Source organism: Myroides sp. C15-4, from assembly GCF_050522745.1.
Lineage (GTDB): Bacteria > Bacteroidota > Bacteroidia > Flavobacteriales > Flavobacteriaceae > Flavobacterium.
Genome location: NZ_JBMVQX010000016.1, coordinates 1 through 24,296, shown reverse-complemented (window position 1 = coordinate 24,296; position 24,296 = coordinate 1). Strand labels below are relative to the sequence as shown.

At 36.9% G+C, this 24,296-nt stretch carries 23 protein-coding genes; 14 read left to right on the top strand and 9 right to left on the bottom strand.

Features of this window, described 5'->3' with window-relative positions; genetic code table 11:
• Positions 1-10 precede the first annotated feature (10 nt).
• The 3 genes from leuS to ACPDHL_RS08880 form a co-directional block, all read right to left on the bottom strand.
• The gene (gene leuS / locus ACPDHL_RS08890; RefSeq protein ID WP_430532417.1) at positions 11-2,824 is read right to left on the bottom strand and encodes a leucine--tRNA ligase; all 2,814 of its coding nucleotides are present in this window, start codon (positions 2,822-2,824) and stop codon (positions 11-13) included.
• A gap of 130 nt (positions 2,825-2,954) precedes the next feature.
• Positions 2,955-4,370, bottom strand: a complete 1,416-nt coding sequence (locus ACPDHL_RS08885; RefSeq protein ID WP_430532416.1) for a S41 family peptidase — start codon at positions 4,368-4,370, stop codon at positions 2,955-2,957.
• 153 nt (positions 4,371-4,523) lie between these two features.
• Positions 4,524-5,381 (bottom strand): LytTR family transcriptional regulator DNA-binding domain-containing protein, encoded by an 858-nt coding sequence (locus ACPDHL_RS08880; protein ID WP_430532415.1) that lies wholly within the window; start codon positions 5,379-5,381, stop codon positions 4,524-4,526.
• A 258-nt stretch (positions 5,382-5,639) separates the two neighbouring features.
• Here ACPDHL_RS08880 and ACPDHL_RS08875 point away from each other — a divergent pair, with 258 nt between their 5' ends.
• The 4 genes from ACPDHL_RS08875 to truB are packed head-to-tail and all read left to right on the top strand — an operon-like array spanning position 5,640 to position 8,328.
• Positions 5,640-6,521 (top strand): cell division protein FtsX, encoded by an 882-nt coding sequence (locus ACPDHL_RS08875; protein ID WP_430532414.1) that lies wholly within the window; start codon positions 5,640-5,642, stop codon positions 6,519-6,521.
• Between the two features lie 2 nt (positions 6,522-6,523).
• Positions 6,524-6,769, top strand: a complete 246-nt coding sequence (locus ACPDHL_RS08870; RefSeq protein ID WP_430532413.1) for a DUF3098 domain-containing protein — start codon at positions 6,524-6,526, stop codon at positions 6,767-6,769.
• A gap of 12 nt (positions 6,770-6,781) precedes the next feature.
• Positions 6,782-7,591, top strand: coding sequence for an undecaprenyl-diphosphate phosphatase (locus ACPDHL_RS08865; protein WP_430532412.1), 810 nt, complete (start codon positions 6,782-6,784; stop codon positions 7,589-7,591).
• Between the two features lie 2 nt (positions 7,592-7,593).
• Positions 7,594-8,328: a tRNA pseudouridine(55) synthase TruB gene (gene truB, locus ACPDHL_RS08860; protein ID WP_430532411.1), complete on the top strand. Its 735-nt coding sequence runs from the start codon at positions 7,594-7,596 to the stop codon at positions 8,326-8,328.
• A gap of 763 nt (positions 8,329-9,091) precedes the next feature.
• Here truB and ACPDHL_RS08855 read toward each other — a convergent pair.
• Positions 9,092-9,472, bottom strand: coding sequence for a DUF779 domain-containing protein (locus tag ACPDHL_RS08855; RefSeq protein ID WP_430532410.1), 381 nt, complete (start codon positions 9,470-9,472; stop codon positions 9,092-9,094).
• A 12-nt stretch (positions 9,473-9,484) separates the two neighbouring features.
• A complete protein-coding gene (locus ACPDHL_RS08850) occupies positions 9,485-10,990 on the bottom strand; it encodes an aldehyde dehydrogenase family protein (RefSeq protein WP_430532409.1) in 1,506 nt (501 codons plus the stop codon).
• A 189-nt stretch (positions 10,991-11,179) separates the two neighbouring features.
• On the opposite strand from ACPDHL_RS08850, the gene ACPDHL_RS08845 reads away from it, so the two are divergent.
• Complete coding sequence (locus tag ACPDHL_RS08845; RefSeq protein WP_430532408.1) at positions 11,180-11,815, top strand: YiiX/YebB-like N1pC/P60 family cysteine hydrolase; 636 nt, start codon at positions 11,180-11,182, stop codon at positions 11,813-11,815.
• A gap of 16 nt (positions 11,816-11,831) precedes the next feature.
• Here ACPDHL_RS08845 and ACPDHL_RS08840 read toward each other — a convergent pair whose 3' ends face one another.
• Positions 11,832-12,434, bottom strand: coding sequence for a thioredoxin family protein (locus ACPDHL_RS08840; protein WP_430532407.1), 603 nt, complete (start codon positions 12,432-12,434; stop codon positions 11,832-11,834).
• Between the two features lie 70 nt (positions 12,435-12,504).
• Here ACPDHL_RS08840 and ACPDHL_RS08835 point away from each other — a divergent pair, with 70 nt between their 5' ends.
• The 6 genes from ACPDHL_RS08835 to ACPDHL_RS08810 all read left to right on the top strand — a co-directional run bounded on the left by ACPDHL_RS08835 (position 12,505) and on the right by ACPDHL_RS08810 (position 18,528).
• Positions 12,505-13,299, top strand: a complete 795-nt coding sequence (locus tag ACPDHL_RS08835) for a patatin-like phospholipase family protein (protein ID WP_430532406.1) — start codon at positions 12,505-12,507, stop codon at positions 13,297-13,299.
• 46 nt (positions 13,300-13,345) lie between these two features.
• Positions 13,346-14,065 carry a UMP kinase gene (gene pyrH, locus ACPDHL_RS08830; RefSeq protein WP_182625529.1) on the top strand — a complete coding sequence of 240 codons (720 nt, stop codon included), beginning with the start codon at positions 13,346-13,348 and terminating at the stop codon, positions 14,063-14,065.
• Positions 14,066-14,073: 8 nt separating this feature from the next.
• Positions 14,074-14,637 carry a ribosome recycling factor gene (gene frr, locus ACPDHL_RS08825; RefSeq protein ID WP_430532405.1) on the top strand — a complete coding sequence of 188 codons (564 nt, stop codon included), beginning with the start codon at positions 14,074-14,076 and terminating at the stop codon, positions 14,635-14,637.
• A 233-nt stretch (positions 14,638-14,870) separates the two neighbouring features.
• Positions 14,871-16,304: an asparagine--tRNA ligase gene (asnS, locus tag ACPDHL_RS08820; protein ID WP_430532404.1), complete on the top strand. Its 1,434-nt coding sequence runs from the start codon at positions 14,871-14,873 to the stop codon at positions 16,302-16,304.
• A gap of 112 nt (positions 16,305-16,416) precedes the next feature.
• A complete protein-coding gene (gene rpoN, locus ACPDHL_RS08815) occupies positions 16,417-17,871 on the top strand; it encodes an RNA polymerase factor sigma-54 (RefSeq protein WP_430532403.1) in 1,455 nt (484 codons plus the stop codon).
• A gap of 45 nt (positions 17,872-17,916) precedes the next feature.
• Positions 17,917-18,528, top strand: coding sequence for a hypothetical protein (locus ACPDHL_RS08810; protein ID WP_430532402.1), 612 nt, complete (start codon positions 17,917-17,919; stop codon positions 18,526-18,528).
• A 25-nt stretch (positions 18,529-18,553) separates the two neighbouring features.
• Here ACPDHL_RS08810 and ACPDHL_RS08805 read toward each other — a convergent pair whose 3' ends face one another.
• From ACPDHL_RS08805 to ACPDHL_RS08795, 3 genes are read right to left on the bottom strand one after another with little or no spacing between them, the layout of a single operon-like run.
• Positions 18,554-19,252 (bottom strand): porin family protein, encoded by a 699-nt coding sequence (locus tag ACPDHL_RS08805; protein ID WP_430532401.1) that lies wholly within the window; start codon positions 19,250-19,252, stop codon positions 18,554-18,556.
• A gap of 17 nt (positions 19,253-19,269) precedes the next feature.
• Positions 19,270-20,487 (bottom strand): DUF3078 domain-containing protein, encoded by a 1,218-nt coding sequence (locus ACPDHL_RS08800; protein ID WP_430532400.1) that lies wholly within the window; start codon positions 20,485-20,487, stop codon positions 19,270-19,272.
• Positions 20,484-22,247, bottom strand: a complete 1,764-nt coding sequence (locus ACPDHL_RS08795) for a 1-deoxy-D-xylulose-5-phosphate synthase (protein WP_430532399.1) — start codon at positions 22,245-22,247, stop codon at positions 20,484-20,486. Before ACPDHL_RS08795 ends, ACPDHL_RS08800 begins: the two co-directional genes overlap by 4 nt.
• A gap of 324 nt (positions 22,248-22,571) precedes the next feature.
• Between ACPDHL_RS08795 and ACPDHL_RS08790 the strand changes: the two genes are divergently transcribed.
• The 3 genes from ACPDHL_RS08790 to ACPDHL_RS08780 all read left to right on the top strand — a co-directional run.
• Positions 22,572-22,763 carry a hypothetical protein gene (locus ACPDHL_RS08790; protein WP_430532398.1) on the top strand — a complete coding sequence of 64 codons (192 nt, stop codon included), beginning with the start codon at positions 22,572-22,574 and terminating at the stop codon, positions 22,761-22,763.
• Positions 22,764-22,896: 133 nt separating this feature from the next.
• Positions 22,897-23,841 carry a hypothetical protein gene (locus tag ACPDHL_RS08785; protein ID WP_430532397.1) on the top strand — a complete coding sequence of 315 codons (945 nt, stop codon included), beginning with the start codon at positions 22,897-22,899 and terminating at the stop codon, positions 23,839-23,841.
• The coding region (locus ACPDHL_RS08780; RefSeq protein WP_430532396.1) for a MauE/DoxX family redox-associated membrane protein at positions 23,828-24,296 on the top strand (469 nt) is incomplete at its 3' end. The genes ACPDHL_RS08785 and ACPDHL_RS08780, both read left to right, overlap by 14 nt.

Here is a 24,296-nt window from a genome sequence, read left to right as displayed (position 1 = left end):
TTCAGTAGAACTAACCAACAATGTTGATAATTTTTCCTGGCACAACGATTAACTTCTTCGGTTCACGTCCTTGTAATTGCGCTTGTGTTCTTTCATCTGCTAAAATCAATTTTTCAATTTCTTCCACACTCAAGTCTAAAGGCAACTCAATTTTGAAACGCATTTTCCCATTAAAGGAAACAGGATATTCTTTAGCATCTTCCACTAAGTATGAAGCGACAAACTCCGGAAACGGTTGATCAGCAATCGTCTCTTGATGTCCCAACATACTCCAAAGCTCTTCAGCAATATGAGGTGCGTAAGGTGCTACCAAAATAGCCAATGGCTCTAGGATCGCTCGGTGATGACATTTTTGTTGTCCTAACTCATTCACACAAATCATAAATTGAGATACGGAAGTATTAAAAGAGAATCCTTCAATATCTTCTTCTACCTTTTTAATGGTCTTGTGCAAGGATTTGTACATCTCTTTTGTCGGCTCATCGTTTACCACAACAACTGCTGTTTCATCAGCATATAATCTCCACAGTTTTTTCAAGAAACCAAATACACCCGAAATACCTGCTGTATTCCAAGGCTTCGCTTGCTCCAATGGTCCTAAGAACATTTCGTACAAACGCAAGGTATCTGCTCCGTATTCTTGGCAAATATCATCGGGATTCACCACGTTGAAATACGATTTAGACATTTTCTCCACTTCGTGTCCGACGATGTACTTTCCGTTGGCATTGCAAATAAACGTTGCCTCTGCATAATCAGGTCTCCATGCTTTGAACCCTTCCATATCCAATTCAGACGAACTATTTACTAGTCCAACATAAGCATACAACTGTTGTACTTTTTCGTCTTTAATCATATCTTTTGAAATAAACGTATTCGTTCCCTCCACGCGATAAACAAAAGCAGAAGTCCCCAAAATCATCCCTTGATTGATCAATTTTGCGAAAGGTTCTTCTGTCGGGGCAACACCAATATCCTTTAAAAATTTATTCCAGAAACGGCTGTATAGCAAGTGACCTGTTGCGTGCTCACTTCCTCCTATATATAAATCTACATTTTGCCAATAATCCAGCGCTTTTTCTGACGCAATAAATTCTTCATTTGTAGGATCCATATAACGCATCCAGTACCATGAAGATCCCGCCCATCCAGGCATTGTATTTAATTCTAATGCGAATACTGTCTTTTCATCAACTAGCTCATTGGATACGATTTTATTATTTACAGTATCCCAAGCCCAGGTATGTGCATTTCCTAAAGGAGGTTGTCCATCTTCTGTTGGCAAGTATTTTTCAACTTCTGGCAACACAATAGGTAAATACGCCTTATCAATCATCTTAGGTAATCCATTCACATAGTATACTGGAAATGGTTCGCCCCAATAACGTTGACGAGAGAAAACAGCATCGCGCAAGCGATAATTTGTTTTTCCCTTTCCTTGTCCCAAAGCTTCAATCGCTTCAATCGCTTTAGCCGAAGCCTCTTTATATCCTAACCCATTCAAGAAATCAGAATTTTCTAAAACAAATCCTTCTTTTTCCGCGAAAGCTTCTTCGCTGATATCTTGATTGAAAATATTTTTGATTTCAATACCAAAGTGTTTTGCAAAAGCATAATCACGCGTATCTCCAGCAGGAACAGCCATTACAGCTCCTGTTCCATACCCAGCCAATACATAATCTCCAATCCAAATTTCAATTGGTTCTTTGGTGAAAGGGTGTTCTGCATAGGCTCCCGTAAATACACCTGAGATCTTTTTCACATCAGCCATACGGTCGCGCTCACTTCGTTTAGACGTTGCATCGATATAAGCTTCAACTGCACCACTTTTCTCTGGTGTTGTAATTTTTCGTACTAAATCGTGTTCTGGTGCTAAAGTCATAAAACTTACACCAAAAATAGTATCAGGACGTGTCGTAAACACTTCAATCGTTTCATTCGAATCCTTCACATGGAATACTACAGCAGCACCCACCGATTTTCCAATCCAGTTGCGTTGACTTTCTTTTAAACTTTCTGTCCAGTCAATTGTATTTAATCCTTCAAGTAAGCGTTCTGCATAAGCAGAAATACGCATACTCCATTGTTTCATTTTTTTACGCACAACAGGATGACCACCACGCTCTGACAAACCGTCTTTGATTTCGTCATTTGCCAATACGGTCCCCAAAGCCGGACACCAGTTCACTTCTGTTTCTGCCAAATACGTCAAACGGTATTGCAATAAAACACGTTCTTTTTCCTCTTGAGAGAAAGAAGCCCATTCTTGTGCAGTGAACTCCGCAATCGCATCATCGCAAACAGCTTGAACCATTGCATTCCCCTTTTGCTCAAATAATGCAACCAGGGTATCGATAGACTCTGCTTTGTCTGACTCCTTATTATACCATGAATTAAACAGCTGAATAAAAATCCACTGCGTGTGTTTGTAGTAATCCGCATTTGAAGTGCGAATCTCACGAGACCAGTCGAAAGAGAATCCAATTTGATCCAACTGCTCTCTATAACGCGCAATATTTACTTCTGTTGTAATTGCAGGATGTTGACCTGTTTGAATGGCATACTGCTCTGCAGGTAGTCCAAAACTGTCATATCCTTGAGGATGTAATACATTAAATCCTTTGTGTCTTTTATATCTTGCAAAAATATCCGAGGCAATATACCCTAGAGGATGTCCAACATGCAGTCCTGCCCCAGAAGGATAAGGGAACATGTCCAGTACATAATACTTGGGTTTATCTGATTGATTTGAGGTTTTAAAAGTTTGATTGTCTTTCCAAAACTTTTGCCATTTTGCTTCAATTTCGCTTGGATTGTATTTCATAGTACAAATATCATTTATTACACCTGTTCTTCTTCGAGGAGCTCGAAAAAAACGCCATCTTGACGCAAAAATAAACTATATTTATAAGAAAGTGAAAACTTTCATACACTTCCTAACAACAAAACGACAGCTACTTCGGGTTTACTCTTTTTTTAATCAATTGATTGACCACATAATCTAAGACTTCTTCATTTGAAACAGCCACCGTTGGCCGCACACCGACCTGATCCAATCGCTTTGCATCTGCAGTGTAATAATCAGCAGTAGGCAAGAGTAACGTAAACCCATGAGCCACAGCAAAGCGTTCACTATTCAACATAGCTCCTGCGGTTTGTTCTCCAACTACCACGGCACGTCCTTCTAATTGCAAACCATAAACAATAGGCTCACAGGTACTCGCAGTACGCCTGTTAACTAACAAATACAGCTGTCCGTCATATCGCGCTTCTTTTGCGGGTTGAACAGACAACGCAATACCGGGGTAACGGTGAATATGGCTCAACAAAGCCGTTGCATTTGCATCAGTAAAAGAAATAAAACTAGATTGCTGTGCTTCAGTTGGAAGTTTTTGCTGCTGATCAAACCACTTTCGCGTGAGAAAAATCCCCCCATAATAAGAATTTGTAGCCACTTGATTAACAAAAGTCAACCCTGCCTCTATCCCGCCTCCAGGGTTATTGCGTAAATCGACTATTAAATGTTTAATATGCTGCTGTTTAATCTCAACGAAAACACGTTGCATCGCTTCCGCTGTACCACCAAAATCGCGAATGGAAAGCAAACCTATCCCATCTTCTAGTACTGTTAATTCAACTTCTTTTCTTTCTTCCTCTACTGCTCCTCCTGATGCATTATTTCCACTTTCATTCAATCGCAACAAAGCGTAGTGAGAAAAAGGCAATTTTTGAGCGTAATAGTAAAAGGCAAATACCAATTCGAGATCGTCGTGTATTTGAGGCAACACTTGGGTCATTTTCTTTTTAAATCCTTTCCATTCCTTACTCTCAATCCTTGCTTTGTTGTAGATATTTTGTTCCGATAACACAACAACCTCCTCAAATAAATCCACGTAATTTACCAAGGGCAAAGATTGGTTGAGCTTGGTTCCAACCATTGTTCCTTTGAGGTACTGATCTTTTGTTTTTAACTCCGCTTGCAACGTTTCTCCAATCAACTCCCCCTTAAAGTAATAATTGCCGATCGGAGAACGAAAAATACCACTAAGTTCTTTCTTACCATCCTTTTGTATAAGTTTTCCCTCATCAAGGGTGATTAATTTTCCGTCTCTGAATGAGGAAGTAAACGTGCGACCTAAAAAAGAAGTCCAACCGCCAACAATAATTTTATCTGCTCCTTTTCGCGTATAAGCGTTAAATGCATCTGCTGTTGCATCAAAAGTCAAAATAAGATCTACTACGCCAAGATCTGGATGCGTCAGCGTCATCTTCCAATCCCCACTGAGTTCACGATCTTGGTCTTCCGCTCTCAGCTGACAACTAAATAAACTAAATAGGCAACTAAACGCCAGTACTACCATTTTTTTCATCGGTGTGTTTTTAAATACATATTCCCACAAAACTGCAGAATAAAACAGCAACAAATAAAAAAATGGGATGAACAACAACCCTTTGGGATAAACAGCAAACACAAATGCAATCTTCTTTCAAAAAAAGCAAATATTGCTAAATACCGAAAAAAACTAGCTTACAAACGTTCTGTTTGCTTTTAATTCTTGGATGTACGTTCTAGAAACAGGAAGTGGTTGTTCGATGTAAATAAGACGAGCCTTTCCTCCTTGCGCATTTCCCTTTACCTCTTGAAGATATATGGTATTAATCAAATAGGAACGATGACAGTATTGAATTGAAACGCAGCTCAGTTGTTCCTTTAGTTTTTTTAATGGCAAGCGCATCAATTGTTGGTGTAGTTGTCCTTCGACCAAATAGCAAACCGTGCAATAATTCCCCTCAGATTGAGCATAGATAAAATCACTCTCCTTTAAAGTAAATGTCTCTTGTAAAATATCGGTTTTGATTGATACAACTCCATCCTTCATTTCCTCTATTTCCTTCTCTTCTACTTCTTTTGCTCGCCATGCCTCTACATTGCGATTGTAGGGTTCCTGATTTAGCATTGAGTACTCACGATACCACACATAATAAAGCAAGCTGTGTAGAACACAAATAGGCAGACCAATTAGCAAGGTATACACCAACATTTCCAACCACCCTTTGAACGAAAGAGCATGATGGCTAATAACAAGCATATTGTACAAATAGCTCAAGATAGAACAAAAAAAAAGCAGTACAAGTCCTTTTTTCACCTCTAGTTTCCAGCTCCAATTGGCTGAATATTGACCAATAATCACAGCCGTACACAAAAAACTAAAAAAGACAAAAAAACCATAGGGTAACAAGAGTAAATATTTATTGCTATGGGTATAGGTATAAGTGCCAAAAGGTTGAAAAACGGCAATAAAAAAGTAACACATCCCTCCTAAAAACAAAGAAGAAAGCAGTGTGTGTTTAATAAATTTACTTTTTTTAGCGTATTCCATATTTTTTTATTCTGTAATTCCCTCTACTCCAGATTCGTTTTTTGATTAACATTGACAGTACGGGCTCAAAAAGCACATCCATTGCGCATGTAGTAGACATAAAAGACAATAGTAGCAAAAACATCAACGTATTCTTTACCCAATCCCATACAAAATACAAAGAAATAAACTATATTTATAACAATTAGAAAAGTTTAATCGTTATTATCTTTTAAAAACACTTTAGTTTTATAATTTTACAGCTTTAAAAATTGCACTATGACGTCTACGTATGAAAAATACCAAAAGCGAAAACTAATTTCGTCTTATTTTTCTGTGATACTAAGTATTTTTTTGGTTCTCTCTTTATTGGGGGCCTTGAGCTTATTTGTCATTAATTCAGAGAGAATTTCGAATAATTTCCGCGAAAATATTCCGATTAACCTTTTTTTTACTGACAATGCTACACAAAAAGAGTTTGACCAATTTTCAAAAAAATTAGGGGAAGCTCCTTACGTGAAGTCATTCAAATTTGTTTCTAAAGAAGAAGCCGCCGAAACACAAAAAGAAGATTTAGGTGAGGATTTTCTTGAATTCTTAGGTTACAATCCTCTTCAAAACTCGTATGACATTTACATCAATGGAGAGTATGTAGTCACGGATAGCTTAACGAAAATCGAGGCCGAATTACTAAAAACTCCGAATATTAACGAAATAGCCTATGATAAACAACTCGTAGAACTAGTCAACGACAACATCAAACGCATTACGAATTGGGTATTGATTATTGCAGGTATACTGACGGTTATTTCAATGTTATTAATCAACAGTTCCCTGCGATTATTGATTTTTTCTAGCCGCTTTACCATTAAAACCATGCAGATGGTTGGTGCCACAAAGCGCTTTATTCGCCGTCCATTTATTTGGCATAGCATGCGTTTAGGTCTCATTGGCTCGATTTTAGCTGTTATTGCTCTAGTGGCCTTAACTTTCTATCTCGATAAAAAATTCCCTGATTTAGAACTTTCTCCTACGACAAACTATATGCCTTTAGTTATTGTTGGATCGGGTCTGATTTTGGCGGGAATTATTATCACTACAATTAGTACATTTTTCGCTACGCAGCGATTCTTAAACCTTAAATCAGACGAACTCTATTAAATATGAAAAAAGACAACAACCCTTCTGAATTTTTGTTTTCCAAACAAAACTACACGTTGCTATTAGCGAGTTTCGCTATTATAGCCTTGAGTTTCATCCTTATGGGAGGGGCTTCGAATGATGATCCAACACAATTCAATGAAGCTATCTATAGCTTTAGAAGAATTCACTTAGCACCTGCTGTATTTTTTATCGGTATTGGTGTAGCCGTATATTCCATTATCAAAAAAGACAAAAAACAATCATAACAAATTAATTTTATGGATTTAATACAAGCCATCCTTCTAGCTATTGTAGAAGGACTTACTGAATATTTACCTGTTTCATCAACCGCTCACATGGTTTTTTTGAGCTCGTACTACGGCATTCAGGAAGATGATTTTGTAAAACTTTTTCAAACTGCAATTCAATTTGGTGCTATTTTAGCCGTTGTTGTACTTTACTGGCGTAAGTTTTTCGATTTCAGCCGTATTTCATTCTATAAAAAATTAGTTTTTGCCGTTATTCCCGCTTTGGTTTTAGGTAAACTATTTGACGAAAAGATTGATGCCGTATTAGGAGAAACCATCTATATCGCTATCATGTTAATTGTAGGAGGTGTTGTATTAATTTTTATTGACAAATTCTTTAAAAACCCAAAAACAACACGCGAAGAAGATATTACAGTTAAACAAGCTGTAAGTATTGGATTTTGGCAGTGTTTAGCTATGATGCCTGGCACAAGCCGTTCCGCAGCCTCTATCATCGGTGGAATGCAACAGGGCTTATCGCGTCAAGTAGCCGCTGAATTCTCCTTCTTTTTAGCAGTACCAACTATGGCTGCCGTAACCGTTTATTCGATCGTCTTAAAAAAATATGAATCTGGAAAAATGGGGTATGAATTACTTTTCGAAAACAGCGACAACTTAAAGTTATTCCTTTTAGGCAACGTTTTGGCGTTTATCGTTTCCATCGTTGCTATTAAATTTTTCATTGGAATTATCAAAAAATACGGATTTAAACCCTGGGGTTACTACCGCATCATTGCAGGAGTTCTCCTACTTGTTTACTTCGGATACATAAAAAATTAAACATGCAATTTTCAGCAGAAGCATTTCAAGAAGGTCAAGTATTACTCATTGACAAGCCTTTACATTGGTCATCCTTTCAAGCAGTAAACAAAATTAAATGGTTACTGAAAAAAGAATACGGGCTAAAAAAAATCAAAGTCGGTCATGCTGGAACCCTAGATCCACTGGCTACTGGATTATTGTTAATCTGTACGGGAAAAGCCACCAAAACTATTACTGACTTACAAGGACAAGAAAAAGAATATACTGGTACTTTTCAGCTGGGTGCCACTACGCCATCCTATGATTTGGAAACTGAAATCAATCAAACCTTTCCAACCGCGCATATTACGGAGGAGATGATCGAACAAACCCGCGGGAGTTTTCTGGGTACAACCCTACAACGCCCCCCTATTTTCTCCGCCCTTAAAAAAGATGGCAAGCGATTGTACGAACACGCTCGCAAAGGAGAAGAAGTAGAAATTAGTAGCCGTCCAATTAGTATTTCTGACTTTGAACTGACGCGTGTGGAATTACCTGAGATCGACTTTAGAATCGCTTGTTCAAAGGGTACCTATATCCGATCTATTGCATTTGACTTTGGAGAAAAATTGAACAGTGGAGGGCATCTAACAGCCTTGCGTCGTACTAAAATAGGGGAATATGACGTGAAAAACGCATTGAGTATAGAGGAATTTGAAGACCGTGTAATAGAAAGTGGAGATGGGAAAAAGGAGAAGGAACAACTCCCTCAATAGATGTTTATACGACTAAAAAATCATTGAGGTAAACTAAAATAACAAGGAGGGTGTCCCAAAAGGACACCCTCTTATGTATTGTATAAAACTCCGATGAGGCGGATTTGCACCTACTGCACCTACCTTCCCACTTAGGCCACCTAAAATTCCTCTTTTAATATCTGCCCTAATTTACCTGGTTTACTGGTTACTATTCTTTTAGAATCGTTCTTTGCTATTCACAAGCTGCACGAATACACGACAAACCAACATCAGACGAAATTAACCTGAATATCTTCTGTGTTTTTCCACTATTTGGAAAGCAATAGCACAAATGGGTTTGTTTTTCCATCAACAAACAATACAAATAACTGTTATGCAGTCTTTTATTTGGTTTGCTTTTACTCTTGTTCGGGTCTTCTTCGACAAACCTTCGTATTTACGGGGGTTTAACCCCCATTTACCGAAGCTGACTCGAACATGACTCGAACAAGACCCGAACAAAACCCATTCCTTTTCCGTTGTACTGCAAGAAACAAAACTCTTTGTCCGATGGCACTGATTGCAAATCCGCGCGATCAGGAAATCGTAGCGTAGATTCATCGAACACCAAAACCAATATAAAATCAGTGAGATAAATGAGAGAAGAGTGAATTCACTGAATAGACGATTTTATCATTAAAAAATAATTGGTTCAACTGTGAAGCGTAAACGATTAACTGTAAACAAAAAACAAGAGGCTACACTTTCGTGTAGCCTCTTCACATTCATCGTGTTAAAGCATTTATTCATTTAAAATTACCTCCTCAAGCTTTGGCAGCTCTTCAGGTGTAAACATACGATACTGTATTTGAAACGTTTTTTGTTTGGGAATTTCCAGAGAGAAACCGCCTGTTCCGAATCCATCTGCTACATCTAAAGTAAAATGAGCGTGTTTCCAGTACTCAAATAAATCGCGATCTACCCAAAAGTCAAAACCGCAAACCTCTCCTATTTTTACATCGCGACGTCTTAAGTAAAAGCCTCCCTTAACAAAACACATCGGTTGTGTACCTTCACAGCATCCTCCGGATTGATAAAACATCAGATCTCCGTGTTCTGCTTGTAATTCTTCAATCAAAGCTTTTGCTTTGTCTGTTACGTCAATGCGGCTTATTTTCGACATCCTGTTTATATTTTAGAAGAATCCCATTTTTTTCTTGTTGTAGGAAATCAACATATTTTTTGTTTGACGGTAATGTCCCAGCATCATTTTGTGATTTTCACGTCCAATACCCGATTGTTTATAACCTCCAAATGGTGCTCCAGCAGGATAATTGTGGTAATTATTGACCCAAACACGTCCCGCTTTAATCGCGCGTGGAATTTGGTATAGCTGATGCGCATCACGCGTCCACACACCTGCTCCTAATCCATAAAGCGTATCATTGGCAATTTCAATTGCTTCTTTTTCATCTTTAAAGGTCGTTACAGCCAATACAGGTCCAAAAATTTCCTCTTGGAACACGCGCATCTTATTGTGCCCTTTTAGCAAGGTTGGTTGGATATAATATCCATTCTCCAAGTCCCCACCTAAGTGATTTACATCTCCACCAACTAGTACCTCTGCACCCTCTTCTTTTCCAAGTTTAAGGTATGAACTAATCTTGTCATACTGCATTTTCGACGCTTGTGCTCCCATCATAGTCGTTGGATCTAGTGGATTCCCGACTTTAATCGCTTTTACACGTTCGATCACACGAGCGATGAACTTGTCGTAAATACTTTCTTGAATCAACAAACGCGATGGACATGTACAAACCTCTCCTTGGTTAAAGGCAAACAATACTGCGCCCTCAATGGCTTTATCTAGGTAATCATCATCGTGATCCATGATTGACTCAAAGAATACGTTAGGCGATTTTCCACCCAACTCTAAGGTTACAGGAATGATATTTTCTGTTGCATATTGCATAACCAAACGTCCTGTTGCCGTGGATCCCGTAAAAGCTGCTTTACTAATTTTGGGATTGGTTACTAATTTTTGTCCTAATTCAGCCCCTGATCCATTGACTACATTGACTACTCCTGCAGGCAATAAATCACCGATTAGTTCCAGTAAGATCAGAATAGAGATTGGCGTATTTTCTGCAGGTTTCAGTACCACACAGTTTCCAGCTGCCAAAGCAGGTGCTAGTTTCCATACGGCCATTAAAATAGGGAAGTTCCATGGAATAATTTGAGCGACAACACCCAGTGGTTCGTGAACAATCATCGATACCGTATGCTCGTCTAGCTCTACTACAGACCCCTCTTCTGCACGGATCACACCTGCAAAATAACGGAAGTGATCAATTGCCAAAGGAATATCGGCATTTAGTGTTTCGCGTAACGCTTTTCCATTGTCAATGGTTTCCACTTTTGCGATATACTCCAGATTTTGCTCCATGCGATCAGCAATGCGAAACAAGATATTACTGCGTTCCGTTGCAGAAGTCTTGCTCCACGTTTCAAAGGCTTTGTCTGCGGCATCAATGGCCAAGATCAAATCCTCTTCTGTAGAGTGTGCAGCTTGCGTAAATACCGTTCCGTTAATTGGGGTAATGGAGTTGAGATATCTCCCTTTGACAGGCGCTACAAATGTACCGCCAATATAGTTTCCATATTTTTCTTTAAATGCTGGAAATGGAAATTGTTGTGACATAGTATTCGTGTTTTTTATGGTTAATCCTCCTAATATACAACTATTTATAATTTAAAAACATTCCATTCAATAGCATTATACAAACTTTAACACCCAAAAAAAGACTGTTTTCCAATGACTCAAACCTTTTATTTTTTCCATTGTTTATCTAGGGAGATAGTTCTATTTTTGTCCAAACGACAAATGAATATGAAAAAAATTATCGCTTTATTTGGACTGCTTTGTACGCTGAATTATGCACAGAGCTATGCCCAAAAAACGACCTTTAAAGAAGGAGATTTAATCTTTCAAAACCTGAAATGTGGACCTTTATGCGACGCGATTAACGAAGTAACCTATGGATATAACGGATTAAATTTTAATCACATCGGAATGGTCGTTGAACACGAAGGATCCCTACAAGTGATCGAAGCCACTTGGCCCGAAGTTTGTCTAACTCCTCTGGATCAGTTTTTAACCAAAACTCCTGAAACCATGTATTTGGGACGACTTTTACCGCGATTCGAGAAATTAATTCCCGCTGCAAAAACCTTTGCATTAAAACAACTAGGAGTTCCCTATGACGACAATTATCTCTATGCCAATGGCAAGTACTATTGTTCAGAATTACTATACGACGCCTTTAAATCAGCCAATAAAAACAAGGAATTTTTTCACCTCTATCCGATGACATACCGTTCGAAATATACAGGAGAAGCTTTCCCTGTTTGGGTGGAATACTTTGAGAAATTAGATCAAATTATCCCTGAAGGCGCATTGGGATGCAATCCTGCAGGGATGTCTTTATCCAAAAACCTCACGATTGTAGGACCTATCGTACAATAGTAAGGGGTTAATTTTATTATTGATCAATAGCGGTCATCAAGGCAGCAACTTCCTGTTGTACTTGTTGACCTTTATTTTTTGTGTACCATTTATTTAGTGCGATTATTCCATCTTCATCAAACTTACCATGTTCCGCTTTGTAGTCATTCACCAGTTGAACTGCATCAGCAGGACGTGGTCCCCAATCGCCTACAACATTCAAGGTTTCTTTCTCCACGATGAGCAACTTCGGAATAGCTCTTCCTCCATTAGTCAAATATTGATCCATTAAATCTAAATTTTGATCGCGAAATACAATGCGCAGGTCTATCTTATCCGTAATGGCTGCCATTTTATTCAACATAGGCACCGATTGAGCCGCATCCCCACACCAACTTTCAGAAATAACTAACCAGATGTAATCTTTATTTAAGTTCTCCAAAACTAACGCTACTTCTGATGCTACACTTAACGTTTTATCCAAGCGATGTAAACGCGCCTCATTTAATTCTGCATAAGGCAAATAATCTGCTGATAGCTGTAATTTTTCTGGATTATTTTGCAATGCTTCTGTCACATAAGCACGGAACGTTGCATACGTAAAACTATTATTCAATTCTTTTAGGTCTATTTTGTTCATTTTTGTGTAATTTTATTAGTTCGAATTCAAAGTTAATCTTTTAATCACAAATCTTTCAATACTTTCATTTATGATAACACCTAAAATAGGTTTGGCTTTGTCCGGAGGAGGCTATAAAGGGATTGCTCATGCTGGTGTTCTTTCATTTTTACTCGAACAAGACATTCATCCTAAAATCTTAGCAGGAACAAGTGCTGGTTCTATTGTTTCTTGTTTATATGCCTTTGGTTTAACTCCTCATGAAATCTTGGATTTTTTTAAATCTGTCAATATTTTAAATTGGCATTTTTTTACGTTTAAGAAGGCTGGACTTATCGATTCAAATGCGTTTGAAAAGTATTTATTTTCTATTTTCGAAAATCGCACCCTGGATGACTTGCCGATCAAAGTATTAATTAATTCAACGGACATTGCCAAAGGAGAAATACACGTCTTTGATGCCAATACGCGAGTAATCGATGCCATCTTGGCCTCTAGTGCGTTTCCAGCTATATTTTCACCACACATTATTAACGATCAACTGTTCAGCGATGGTGGAATTCTCAATAACTTCGCTACAGACCTAATCCGCAAAGACTGTGATGTATTAATTGGCAGCAACGTCTGTCCGATCGAACAACTCGAAAAGAAAAACCTGAATTCGTTGCGTTCGGTTGCCATTCGCGCCTATGATTTGATGGCGGCTAATCACAATCGATCCCAATCAGCTTTGTGTGATTGGTTAATTGAATCCCACCATATTTCACAATATTCAACCTTTGAGCGCAATAAGCAGCGAATGGATGAAATATTTGACTTGGGATACCAAGCGGCAGCAAGAACCTTTAAAAATCATCAGGATAAATTCGCAAAAGCTATTTTATAGTAGTATATAATCTTTATATTTGCAAAACTTTAAAAATATCATATCCATGAAATATAAAAGAATTCTGCTTAAATTAAGTGGAGAAGCTTTAATGGGAGAGAATCAATATGGAATTGACCCTAAGAGATTAGCTGAGTACGCAGCTGAAGTAAAAAAAGTACATGATTTGGGTGTTGAAATAGCTATTGTTATTGGTGGTGGTAATATTTTTAGAGGAGTAGCTGGTGCAAGTGTTGGGATGGATCGCGTTCAAGGCGATTATATGGGAATGCTTGCGACAATCATCAACGGGATGGCATTGCAAGGCGCATTGGAAGATGCAGGTATGCTTACTCGTCTACAGACAGCTTTAAAAATCGAAGCAGTTGCTGAACCCTACATCAAGCGTAGAGCCGTTCGTCACTTAGAAAAAGGGCGTATTGTTATTTTTGGTGCAGGAACTGGAAACCCGTACTTCACAACAGATACTGCTGCAGTATTGCGCGGAGTTGAAATCAATGCCGATGTTATCTTAAAAGGAACACGTGTTGATGGAGTTTACAATGCAGATCCAGAAAAAGATCCCACGGCTGTTAAATTTGAAAAAATCACCTTTAGCGACGTACTTACCAAAGGATTGAATGTGATGGATACCACTGCATTTACTTTGAGTAGAGAAAACGAATTACCTATTGTGGTATTCGATATGAACAAAGAAAATAATTTACTAAAAGTTTGCAAAGGAGATGATACAGTAGGAACTACTGTTTCCGTAAACCTTAATTAATAAACGTTATGACAGAAGAAATAGATTTAATTATTGCGAGTGCAAAAGAGGCAATGGACGGTTCTATTGCTCACTTAGAAAAATCGTTATTAAATATTCGTGCAGGAAAAGCATCACCGCAAATGCTTGGTAGTGTTTTTGTGGATTACTACGGTTCTCAAACTCCCCTATCACAAGTAGCGAGTGTAAACGTTCCAGATGCGCGTACGTTAACTGTTACACCTTGGGAAAAAAGCATGTTACAGCCCATTGAAAAAGCAATTATGATTGCCAATCTAGGGTTGAATCCGATGAATAATGGAGAGAACATTATCATTAATATCCCAGCGTTGACAGAAGAAAGACGTAAAGAGTTAGTGAAACAAGCTAAAGTAGAAACAGAGGACGCTAAAATTGGTATTCGAAATGCGCGTAAAGACGCCAATAACGATATCAAAAAAGAAGAAAAAAACGGCGTTTCTGAAGACGTTTGTAAAGAAGCTGAAGAGCAAGTACAAAAGTTAACAGATGCTTTTGTGAAAAAGATTGATGAAATCTTAGTAAGAAAAGAAGAAGAAATTCTTAAAGTATAAGGAAAGCCCGCAGTAGCGGGTTTTTTATTTTATTTACTCTTCAAACATTTTGAACAACCTCCTATACTTTTCAAATACACCTAAATTCAATTCTAGGTAAAAAGCAGGTTTTTATACGGAATGTTTGATTAATAACCCGTTTATTTACACCAATATCTATTGTTTTTTTAGTACATTTGTTCGTATTTCAATTCGTCGATTTGATTTACCAGGTAACAAAAATATATTCAAAAATGAAACACACCAAAATTATCGATCTGCTTACCGGAAAGGCACTTTTGCATGAAGTAAAAGCAAAAGGCTGGGTAAAAACATTTAGAAATAACCAATTTATTGCTTTAAATGACGGATCGACAATCAATAACATCCAATGTGTTGTTGACTTAGATAAGTTTCCTGCTGAATTACTTAAAAAGATTCACACAGGAGCAGCTATTTCTGTAAGAGGTACCTTAGTTGAAAGTAGAGGAGCTGGACAAAATGTAGAAATCCAAGTTGAAAACTTAAAAGTTTATGGTGAATCGAATCCAGAGGAATATCCAATTCAACCGAAAAAACACTCTTTAGAGTTTTTACGTGAAAATGCGCACTTGCGAATTAGAACAAATATTTTTGGTGCTATTATGCGTGTAAGAAGTACGCTATCGTACGCTGTACACAAATATTTCCAAGACAATGGTTTCTTCTACTTCAATGCGCCAATCATCACAGGTTCGGATGCAGAAGGGGCTGGAGAAATGTTTAAAGTAACAAATTTCAATCTAAATAAACTTCCTAAAACAGAAGACGGAACCGTTGATTTCTCAGAGGATTTCTTTGGAAAAGCAACAAACCTAACTGTTTCTGGACAGTTAGAAGCAGAAACCTATGCTATGGCTTTAGGTTCGGTTTACACCTTTGGACCGACTTTCCGTGCAGAGAACTCAAATACATCACGTCACTTAGCTGAATTCTGGATGATTGAGCCTGAGGTTGCCTTCAATAAATTGGCGGATAACATGGATCTAGCAGAAGATTTCATCAAATATGTAATCAACTATACGCTAGAAAAATGTCACGATGATTTAGCTTTCTTAGAAAGTCGTTTGCTAGAAGAAGAAAAGAGTAAACCACAAGCAGAACGCAGCGAAATGGCTTTACTTGAAAAACTTCGTTTTATCACAGAAAACAATTTTAAACGCGTAAGCTATACTGAAGCTATTGATATTTTAAAAGCTTCTAAACCAAATAAAAATAAGAAATTCAATTATATTATTGAAGAATGGGGTGCTGATTTGCAAAGTGAGCACGAGCGTTATTTAGTGGAAAAACACTTCAAATGCCCCGTAATTTTATTTGATTATCCAGCAGATATCAAAGCATTTTACATGCGTATGAATGAAGATGGAAAAACCGTTCGCGCCATGGATATCTTATTCCCTGGTATTGGAGAAATTGTCGGTGGTTCTGAAAGAGAAGAACGCTATGACGTTTTATTGGACAAAATCGAAAAAATGGGCATCGATAAGGAAGAACTATGGTGGTACCTTGATACGCGTAAATTCGGTACAGCTCCACACAGTGGATTTGGACTTGGATTTGAGCGTCTAGTACTATTCGTAACAGGAATGACGAACATCAGAGATGTAATTCCATTCCCTAGAACTCCTCAAAATGCAGCGTTTTAATTATTCATAAAAAGAAACCCTATAAATGTTTACTTTTTATCGTATTTTTCTGTAAATTAGGAAGAACATCGATTAAAAGTAAACATTTTCTATTTCGTTAATTTTATTTAGCATGCTAAAACAAAGTTTACAACTTAAATTATCCCAAAAACTATCTCCTCAGCAAATCCAGTTGATGAAGCTCATTCAATTGCCTACTTTAGCCTTCGAACAAAGGCTAAAAGAAGAGCTCATTGAAAATCCTGCTTTAGAAACAGGCAAAGAAGAATCTACTGACGATTTTGATAGCGTGGACAATGAGTTTGACGACTTTGATAGCGAGCGCATCGACGCAGAAGACATCAATATTGATGACTATTTAAGTGATGATGAAATTCCCGATTATAAATTACAAGCCAACAATTACAGTTCGGATGACGATGATTATGAAGCGCCAATTATCGCTACAGAGTCTTTTCACCAAAACCTTATCAATCAATTAAACACCTTTATTCTTTCTGAGGAAGCACGCACTATTGCGGAGTTTTTAGTAGGAAGTGTAGACGAAATGGGGTATCTCCGCAGGGAGGTTCAGGATATTGTCGATGATCTCGCTTTCACCCAAGGTGTTTATACTGATGTAGAAACAGTAGAACAAATTTTGGCTCTTGTACACGAACTAGAACCCATTGGCGTAGGTGCACGTAGCCTACAAGAATGTTTGTTGCTTCAACTCAAACACAAAACACCTACTGATGCCATTACCGTAGCCAAAGACATCATTGAAAATCAATTCGATGCCTTTACGAAAAAGCATTATGACAAGCTATTATCACGCTACAATATTACCAAAGATCAATTGCGAAAAGCGATTGACGAAATTGAAAAACTCAACCCCAAACCTGGAGGAGCTTTTACTGGATCGAATCGCTTTATTGAACAAGTAATTCCCGATTTTACGATCAAAATCGTCGATGGCGAAATCGAATTGACCTTAAACAACCGAAATGCACCTGAACTACACATCTCTCGCGATTACCAAGAGATGTTGCAAACGTATAAAGACTCTACGCAAGCTAGTGCTTCTCAAAAAGATGCCGTACAGTTTATTAAACAAAAGTTAGATGGGGCTAAATGGTTCATCGATGCCATCAAACAGCGTCAAGAAACGCTATATGTAACGATGAGCGCTATTGTACACTACCAAGAGGAATACTTCTTAACAGGGGATGAAACCAAACTTAAACCGATGATTCTTAAAGATATTGCCGATTTAGTTGGACTGGATATTTCTACCATTTCTCGTGTTGCCAACAGCAAATACGTGGAAACACCTTATGGAACGAAATTGATCAAGAATTTCTTTTCAGAAGCCATGATGAACGACCAAGGAGAAGAAGTATCAACGATTGAAATCAAAAAAATATTGGAGACCATCATCTTAGAAGAAGACAAGAAAAGACCTTATCCAGATGATAAAATAGTCGAAATACTTAAAGAAAAAGGATATCGTATTGCAAGGCGAACGATTGCCAAATACCGCGAACAACTAGATATTCCCGTTGCTCGTATGAGAAAGAGAATTTAATAAACTGAAAGACAGACGATACCTTTAAAAAATAGGTCGGCAATTATGAAAAAATTAGCTCAACTTGTTTCCTATCTTTTTCATCCCATTTTATTGCCTTTACAGACGGTTGGGTTGTATTTTCTTATTGAGTATTACTACTTTACTCCAATAGAACTATCCATTATTCTCAGTCAAGTTGCTATCGTCACTTTCTTTATTCCCATTTCCATTTACTATTTGATGCGTTCCTTACGTATCCTAAAGTCAAGTGTCATGGTCAGTGATACTAGAGAGCGGATTTTCCCATTCGCTATTAATATCGCTCTACTATATACGCTTAAATCGCTTGTTTTATACAACAACAGTGCGTATGAATTAAAACATTATTTTTGGGGGCTAATTGTCACTTATTCTCTTTTACTATTAGGCGCTATATTCAGACAGAAATACAGCGTACACACAGCCTTGTTGACAGCTGGCTTAACGTTTTTTACGCTCTTGCTCATTCACCAAAAAACACCCGCCTTAATTCTTCTAATCGTCTGCATCCTGATCACAGGATTAACAGCAAGCGCTCGTTTGTATTTACGAGCTCATACCTCCTATGAGGTTCTTTTAGGAGGACTTATTGGCGCTGTCCCTCAACTTGTTTGTTGGGTACTCTTAACTCCATAAAAAAAGAGCTTTTACAGCTCTTCGTTTATAAAATATAAAATATTACGCCAACTTTAAACAAGCGCAACTTCTCGCTATCTCCTTTAATTGGAGCTTCTTTATAAATTGGATTCAACCCGTAATAGGCGTAGAAATTCCACGTATTAAATCCAGCACCTACGTACATTCCAAACAGCCATTTGTTAATGTTAGCATCGCCACGTAGTGTTGTCGAATATTCATCTGTTGATGTTTTCAATCGACTCCCCATAACATAACTCGCTTTAATTCCTAAATAAGCACGCCAAAACTTATGACTTGCTGGGGTTGAATTTCGCCATCTTAACTCCAGTGGAAAATCCAACATATGAAGGGAAAGGCTATTTCTTTTATACGGTGATAATAACGTATAGTCTCCTTCTTCTGTTAGCCCAAAATTATTGCGCAAATTTTGATAGGAAAAACCAAAACCAGGCGCAAGGGCAATGGTTCTACTTTTATTAATGGGAAAATCACGTAGAAAACCAATATCTATCCCCAAAGAAACTGAATTCCCCTTAAAATCAGCGGGTTTAGCTTGCATTAGTGTATGAGAAATTCCAAAGTAAAACTGATCTTCTCTGTATTTAAAATCTAAAGCCGCTATGCTATCTTGTTTACGTGTTAATTCATCCAATACTTCTTCTTGTGCAAAAGAAAAAGAACTGCATAAACAGAAAAAACAAAGAAAATAGATATGCTTCATAGCGCTAATTTATTAAATTAAAACGAATAGACTAAGCCTACTCCTAACGTTTGTTTAAATTGAACTTTTGGCCCTTCAATCACTTGGACTCCTCCGCGTTCAACTTTATTTTTCACATTGTCATCGTAAATCAAATTTATCCCAACATTGGCGCGAACAAAGTCGTTTACTTTCAGATCCAGCTTCAAATCCCACATCACATCAATATTACCAAATTGATCGATATAATCACTATATAACGTCAATTTTGTATCAATAAATATATTGGTGAAAATTTCTTTTTTCCATTCGGTACTCACCAACAGACCTACCTCTGCCTTGGAGCGTTTACCATGTCTAAGTATAGTACCATTCTCATCTTTAATAGCGGGATCTACACCAAAAGCACCTTGATCTGCCAACGTTTGATCATTGACAAAGGTCGCCTTATACGTAAGTGGTGAAATATAGTACTTTATCCCAGTTTTGGAATCCATATATTCACCCCCGACCCCGACATATAGGTAAGCAGGTGCTAACCATTTTGATACAGGATCATCCGTATTGGGATAATTAAATCCATCGGTAAACTGGGTTTTAAAATTCAACTTTGACACATAGTACCAATCCGAAGCAGCAGATGATTTATACCCAAAGGTTGAATTGAGTTCTAAGACATCATCGGTTTTACGCAACTCTCGATCAGACTGTTTATTTACCCCATAGCGCACGTTTAACGTATTATCCCAAATCATACGACCTTTGATGTACTTTCTACTAAAATCTCCTTTCAACAGACCTGAAATAGAATTATCTCCCCCAGCACTCCAATTGACAAAAGCAATTTGGTTAAAATCCAACCCCACTTTATTTTTCTTCTCCCAGTATCCAATAATCTCATTGTTCACAGGGATAGCGGATAGCTCAATTTGCGGATTAAATTTTGTTTTTATCGCGCTGTACTTTGGTTTACTTCGTTCAACGAAAACTTCGGGTTTAAAAAAAGCCAAATCCTCTCTACTTCCAAGGTTCATATAACTCATTAATAAATCTTCTTCCGCATAATTTTTACGCGGCAAAAAATTCATCAATGGGTTGAATGGGTTTTCTTGTACTTTTACCGTATCCTGAACAACAGGTGTTTCGGGTTTAGGTTGTGGAGTTGCCACAGCAGTTGATCCTTCTTGTGCCCAACTTGTTCCTCCATGAAAACCTATTACTAAAGAAAAAAAAGCAATCTTTCCTAAATTATTCAAAACTTATCTCTAATTAATTTTACAATTGAATCTATATCTATACCACAAATTTGCTGTTGTTCCCTTACGGTACCATGCTCAATAAAAACATCGGGAACCCCTAAGTTTTCTACAGAGCGTTTAGGGTAATGCTGTGATACAAATTGTGCTATACTACTTCCAAAACCTCCTTTTACAGCGCCATCTTCAATGGTAACAATATGCTCATGCGTGCTGCAAATCTCATGTAATCGCTGCTCATTCAATGGCTTAACGAACAGAAAATGTTCGTGTGTCCAAGCATCCGTTTCACATTGCTCAAAAGCTGCTATAACGTTATTCCCAATAACTCCAGTGGAAATTATCGCAAATTTATCGCCTTTTCTTAAGTTTTTAGTTATTGATACGTTAACTTTTTCAAAATCCACACGCCAATCGGTTTGCTTCACTCCCTTTCCTCTAGGATAGCGAATAGCCCAAGGCATGTCAATCCCCATTTGAACAGTATATAATAGATTTCGCAATTCAATTTCATCCAATGGAGCTGCAATCACCATATTGGGAATGCAATTGAGGTAGGCCAAATCAAATACACCTTGATGCGTTGCTCCATCCTCTCCAACTAATCCCGCGCGATCCAAACAAAAAACTACGGGTAACTTTTGTAGAGCGACATCGTGAATTAACTGATCATAAGCGCGTTGTAAAAATGTAGAATAAATGGCGCAATAAGGGATTAACCCTTGGGTAGCCATACCTGCCGCTAAAGTAACAGCATGTTGTTCGGCAATGCCTACATCCAAAGCACGCTCAGGAAAAGCTTCCATCATATACTTCATTGAACTCCCCGTAGGCATGGCAGGTGTAATCCCAACAATCAAGGGATTTTGTTCGGCTAATTCAACCAAAGTATGTCCAAAGACATCTTGGTATTTTGCAGGATAAGCACTTTCTTCTTTGGAAATCAATTCACCTGTTGCACTGTCAAACTTACCTGGCGCATGATATTTCACCTGATTCTCTTCCGCTTGTTTCAATCCCTTACCTTTCGTGGTAATGACGTGTAAAAACTTAGGCCCTTTGTGCTTTTTCAATTTGGTTAACTCCTTGATCAATTGTTTTAAATCGTGTCCATCTATCGGACCGCGATAATCAAAATGCAAGGATTTAATCATGTTGTTTCGCTTGTGATTTTTTCCTTCTTTTACAGCCGTTAAATAATCTTTTAACGCCCCAACACTGGGATCGATTCCAATGGCATTATCATTTAAAACCACTAACATATTAGCATCGCTAACTCCTGCGTGATTCAATCCTTCAAAAGCCATTCCGGCGGCGATAGAAGCATCGCCAATCACAGCTATATGTTGTTTATTCGGTTGTCCTTTTAGCTTAGAGGCAATAGCCATTCCTAAAACAGCAGAAATAGAAGTAGAAGAATGCCCAACGCCAAAAACGTCGTATTCACTTTCCTCTCTATTGGGAAAACCGCTAATTCCCCCTTTTTGTCGATTGGTATGAAACACATCCTGGCGCCCTGTTAGCAACTTATGCCCGTAGGCTTGGTGTCCAACATCCCAAACTAGTAAATCATTCGGGGTATCAAAAACATAATGCAAGGCAATTGTCAATTCGACAACGCCCAAGCTCGCTCCTAAATGACCTTCCTTAGTTGCAACTATATCAATGATAAATCGTCGGATTTGAGCCGCCAATTCTTCCAATTGTGGCAAACTTAGCTGTCTGATATCGGAAGGATCTTTGATTTGTTCTAGTAACATAAGCCTTACTACTCTTCTTTGGTGAAGAACAAAATTACAACTTTGTTTTTAGTATTAGATGTTTCCCTATAATCAAAGCTTAATTTTTTCTATCCATAAGTCCACGGATAAAAAAACAAAAGCAGCATAATACTCAAGCTAAATTAGGAAGTCCAACATAGACTAATAATAAGCGAACAATTTGCTAAAATTTTTTATGCAGTTCATTTTTTCATTAAACCTTCAAACCAACTAACGATTAATTAAAACAATACAAAGAACACTGCTTTTATCACTAAAAAAAACATCATAAATTAGACTTCATTAACCAAAACAATCATTAATATGAGAAAAATAATTTTACTTACAGGGCTGTTTTTATCCATTGGTTTATTTAGCTTCAGTGATGCTTTAAATCATAATCGTTTAGAAGCTTGTAACGATGATAATGACACTAGCACTATGGATTCTAATGCTCCAACATGTCAGGGTGGAGCACGTACTTGTTGTGTCGCAGTTAGTCAGAAACATTCTTGATCATTAAATTAATCAATTAAAGAAGGAGGCTTACTAAAGCCTCCTTACTATTCTCATACTCATGAAAAAAAAAATACTTAACATTTTACTTCTATTATTTTGTTCTTTATCATTTATACTTTTATTGCTATTAATGTCAACCAAAGAAAAACAAAAAATAAAGTTTATTGGTGAACGATCTTTTGAAAACACTCCTACAATTAGTAGTAAAACACAATTAGATAATACTTACTCGCTTTTAAAAATTTACAATGACGATATTTTTGTGACAAGTTGGGAAGGAGATAATAGAGGTGTAATTTTTAAACTTGACATGAAGCATAACAAATTTAAAAGCCTAATAAATTTAAAAGAAATAGTAGATAAAAATATTTCATTAGCTGATTATCAATTCTTTAAACAGAATGGAGATGATGTTTTATATTTTGTAAATATCTTAGATTCAAAGAATATATTTATAATTTCGAAAAATAAAATTATCGAAAAATACTCGACTAATCATGCTATACAAAGAATAAATTTTAGAAAAGAAGGAGTATTTACTACAACGTGGGATTCAACTATTAATCCTCAGTATTTTAAAAGTAATTTACAAGATAGAATTACAAAACCTATTCCCTTTAACTATTCTAATCAATTAAGTTACGCTGCAATATTACTCGACGGAATTGTTAGTTCTGATGAAAATTACATAACAATTACCTCTTATGCACAAAATGTAGTATTAATATTCGATAGTAATTTCACATTTATTCGAAGTATGAATTTAAATATTGTAAATCCAGAATTCAAATTCAATGAGATTTCAGGTAGAGGCCCTGTTATTAACCCTAACAATATATATCCTAATATACATGCCGATCTATATAAAAATCATCTGTATGTTTTAACTAATAATACAGGTCTTTTAGAAGAGGGCGACTATTATATAGATATTTATGATTTGGGTACAGATAAATATGTAAAAAGCTATAAGTTTAAATTTTTAACTGGAGAAACACCAAAAGAAATTAAAATACTGGAAAATAAAATATATCTATTAACGAATAAGACTTTATACCTATATGAGAAAAATTAGTTTTAATTCTATTAGGTATGGATTGGTTATTTTATATTTTTATACTTTAATTCATAAGCTTATGGATTTAGGTTTTCTTGAAGAAAATTTAAGAAAATCTTCTTTATTAACGGATTATGCTCCAATTGTTAAATATATACTTCCTGCCATTGAAATTATAGTGATTATTTTACTCGTAGTTAATAAGTTAGCTTTGAAGGGATTATATTTCTCATTATTATTACTTTTGTCATTTACTTTTTATCTAATCGCTCTCAATAATTTTTCATTCTTTGAGGGGTGTTCATGTGGTGGTATTTTTAATGAAATGGATTATCAAACACATGTCTTTGTAAATATTGCATTTATAGTGTTAAACTTAATTTCTATAATTATATATGGGTATTTCGGTCAGACCGTGCCACCTATTTCGGTCAAATGGTGCCACTTTAAAAAGTTATACAATAATACAAAAA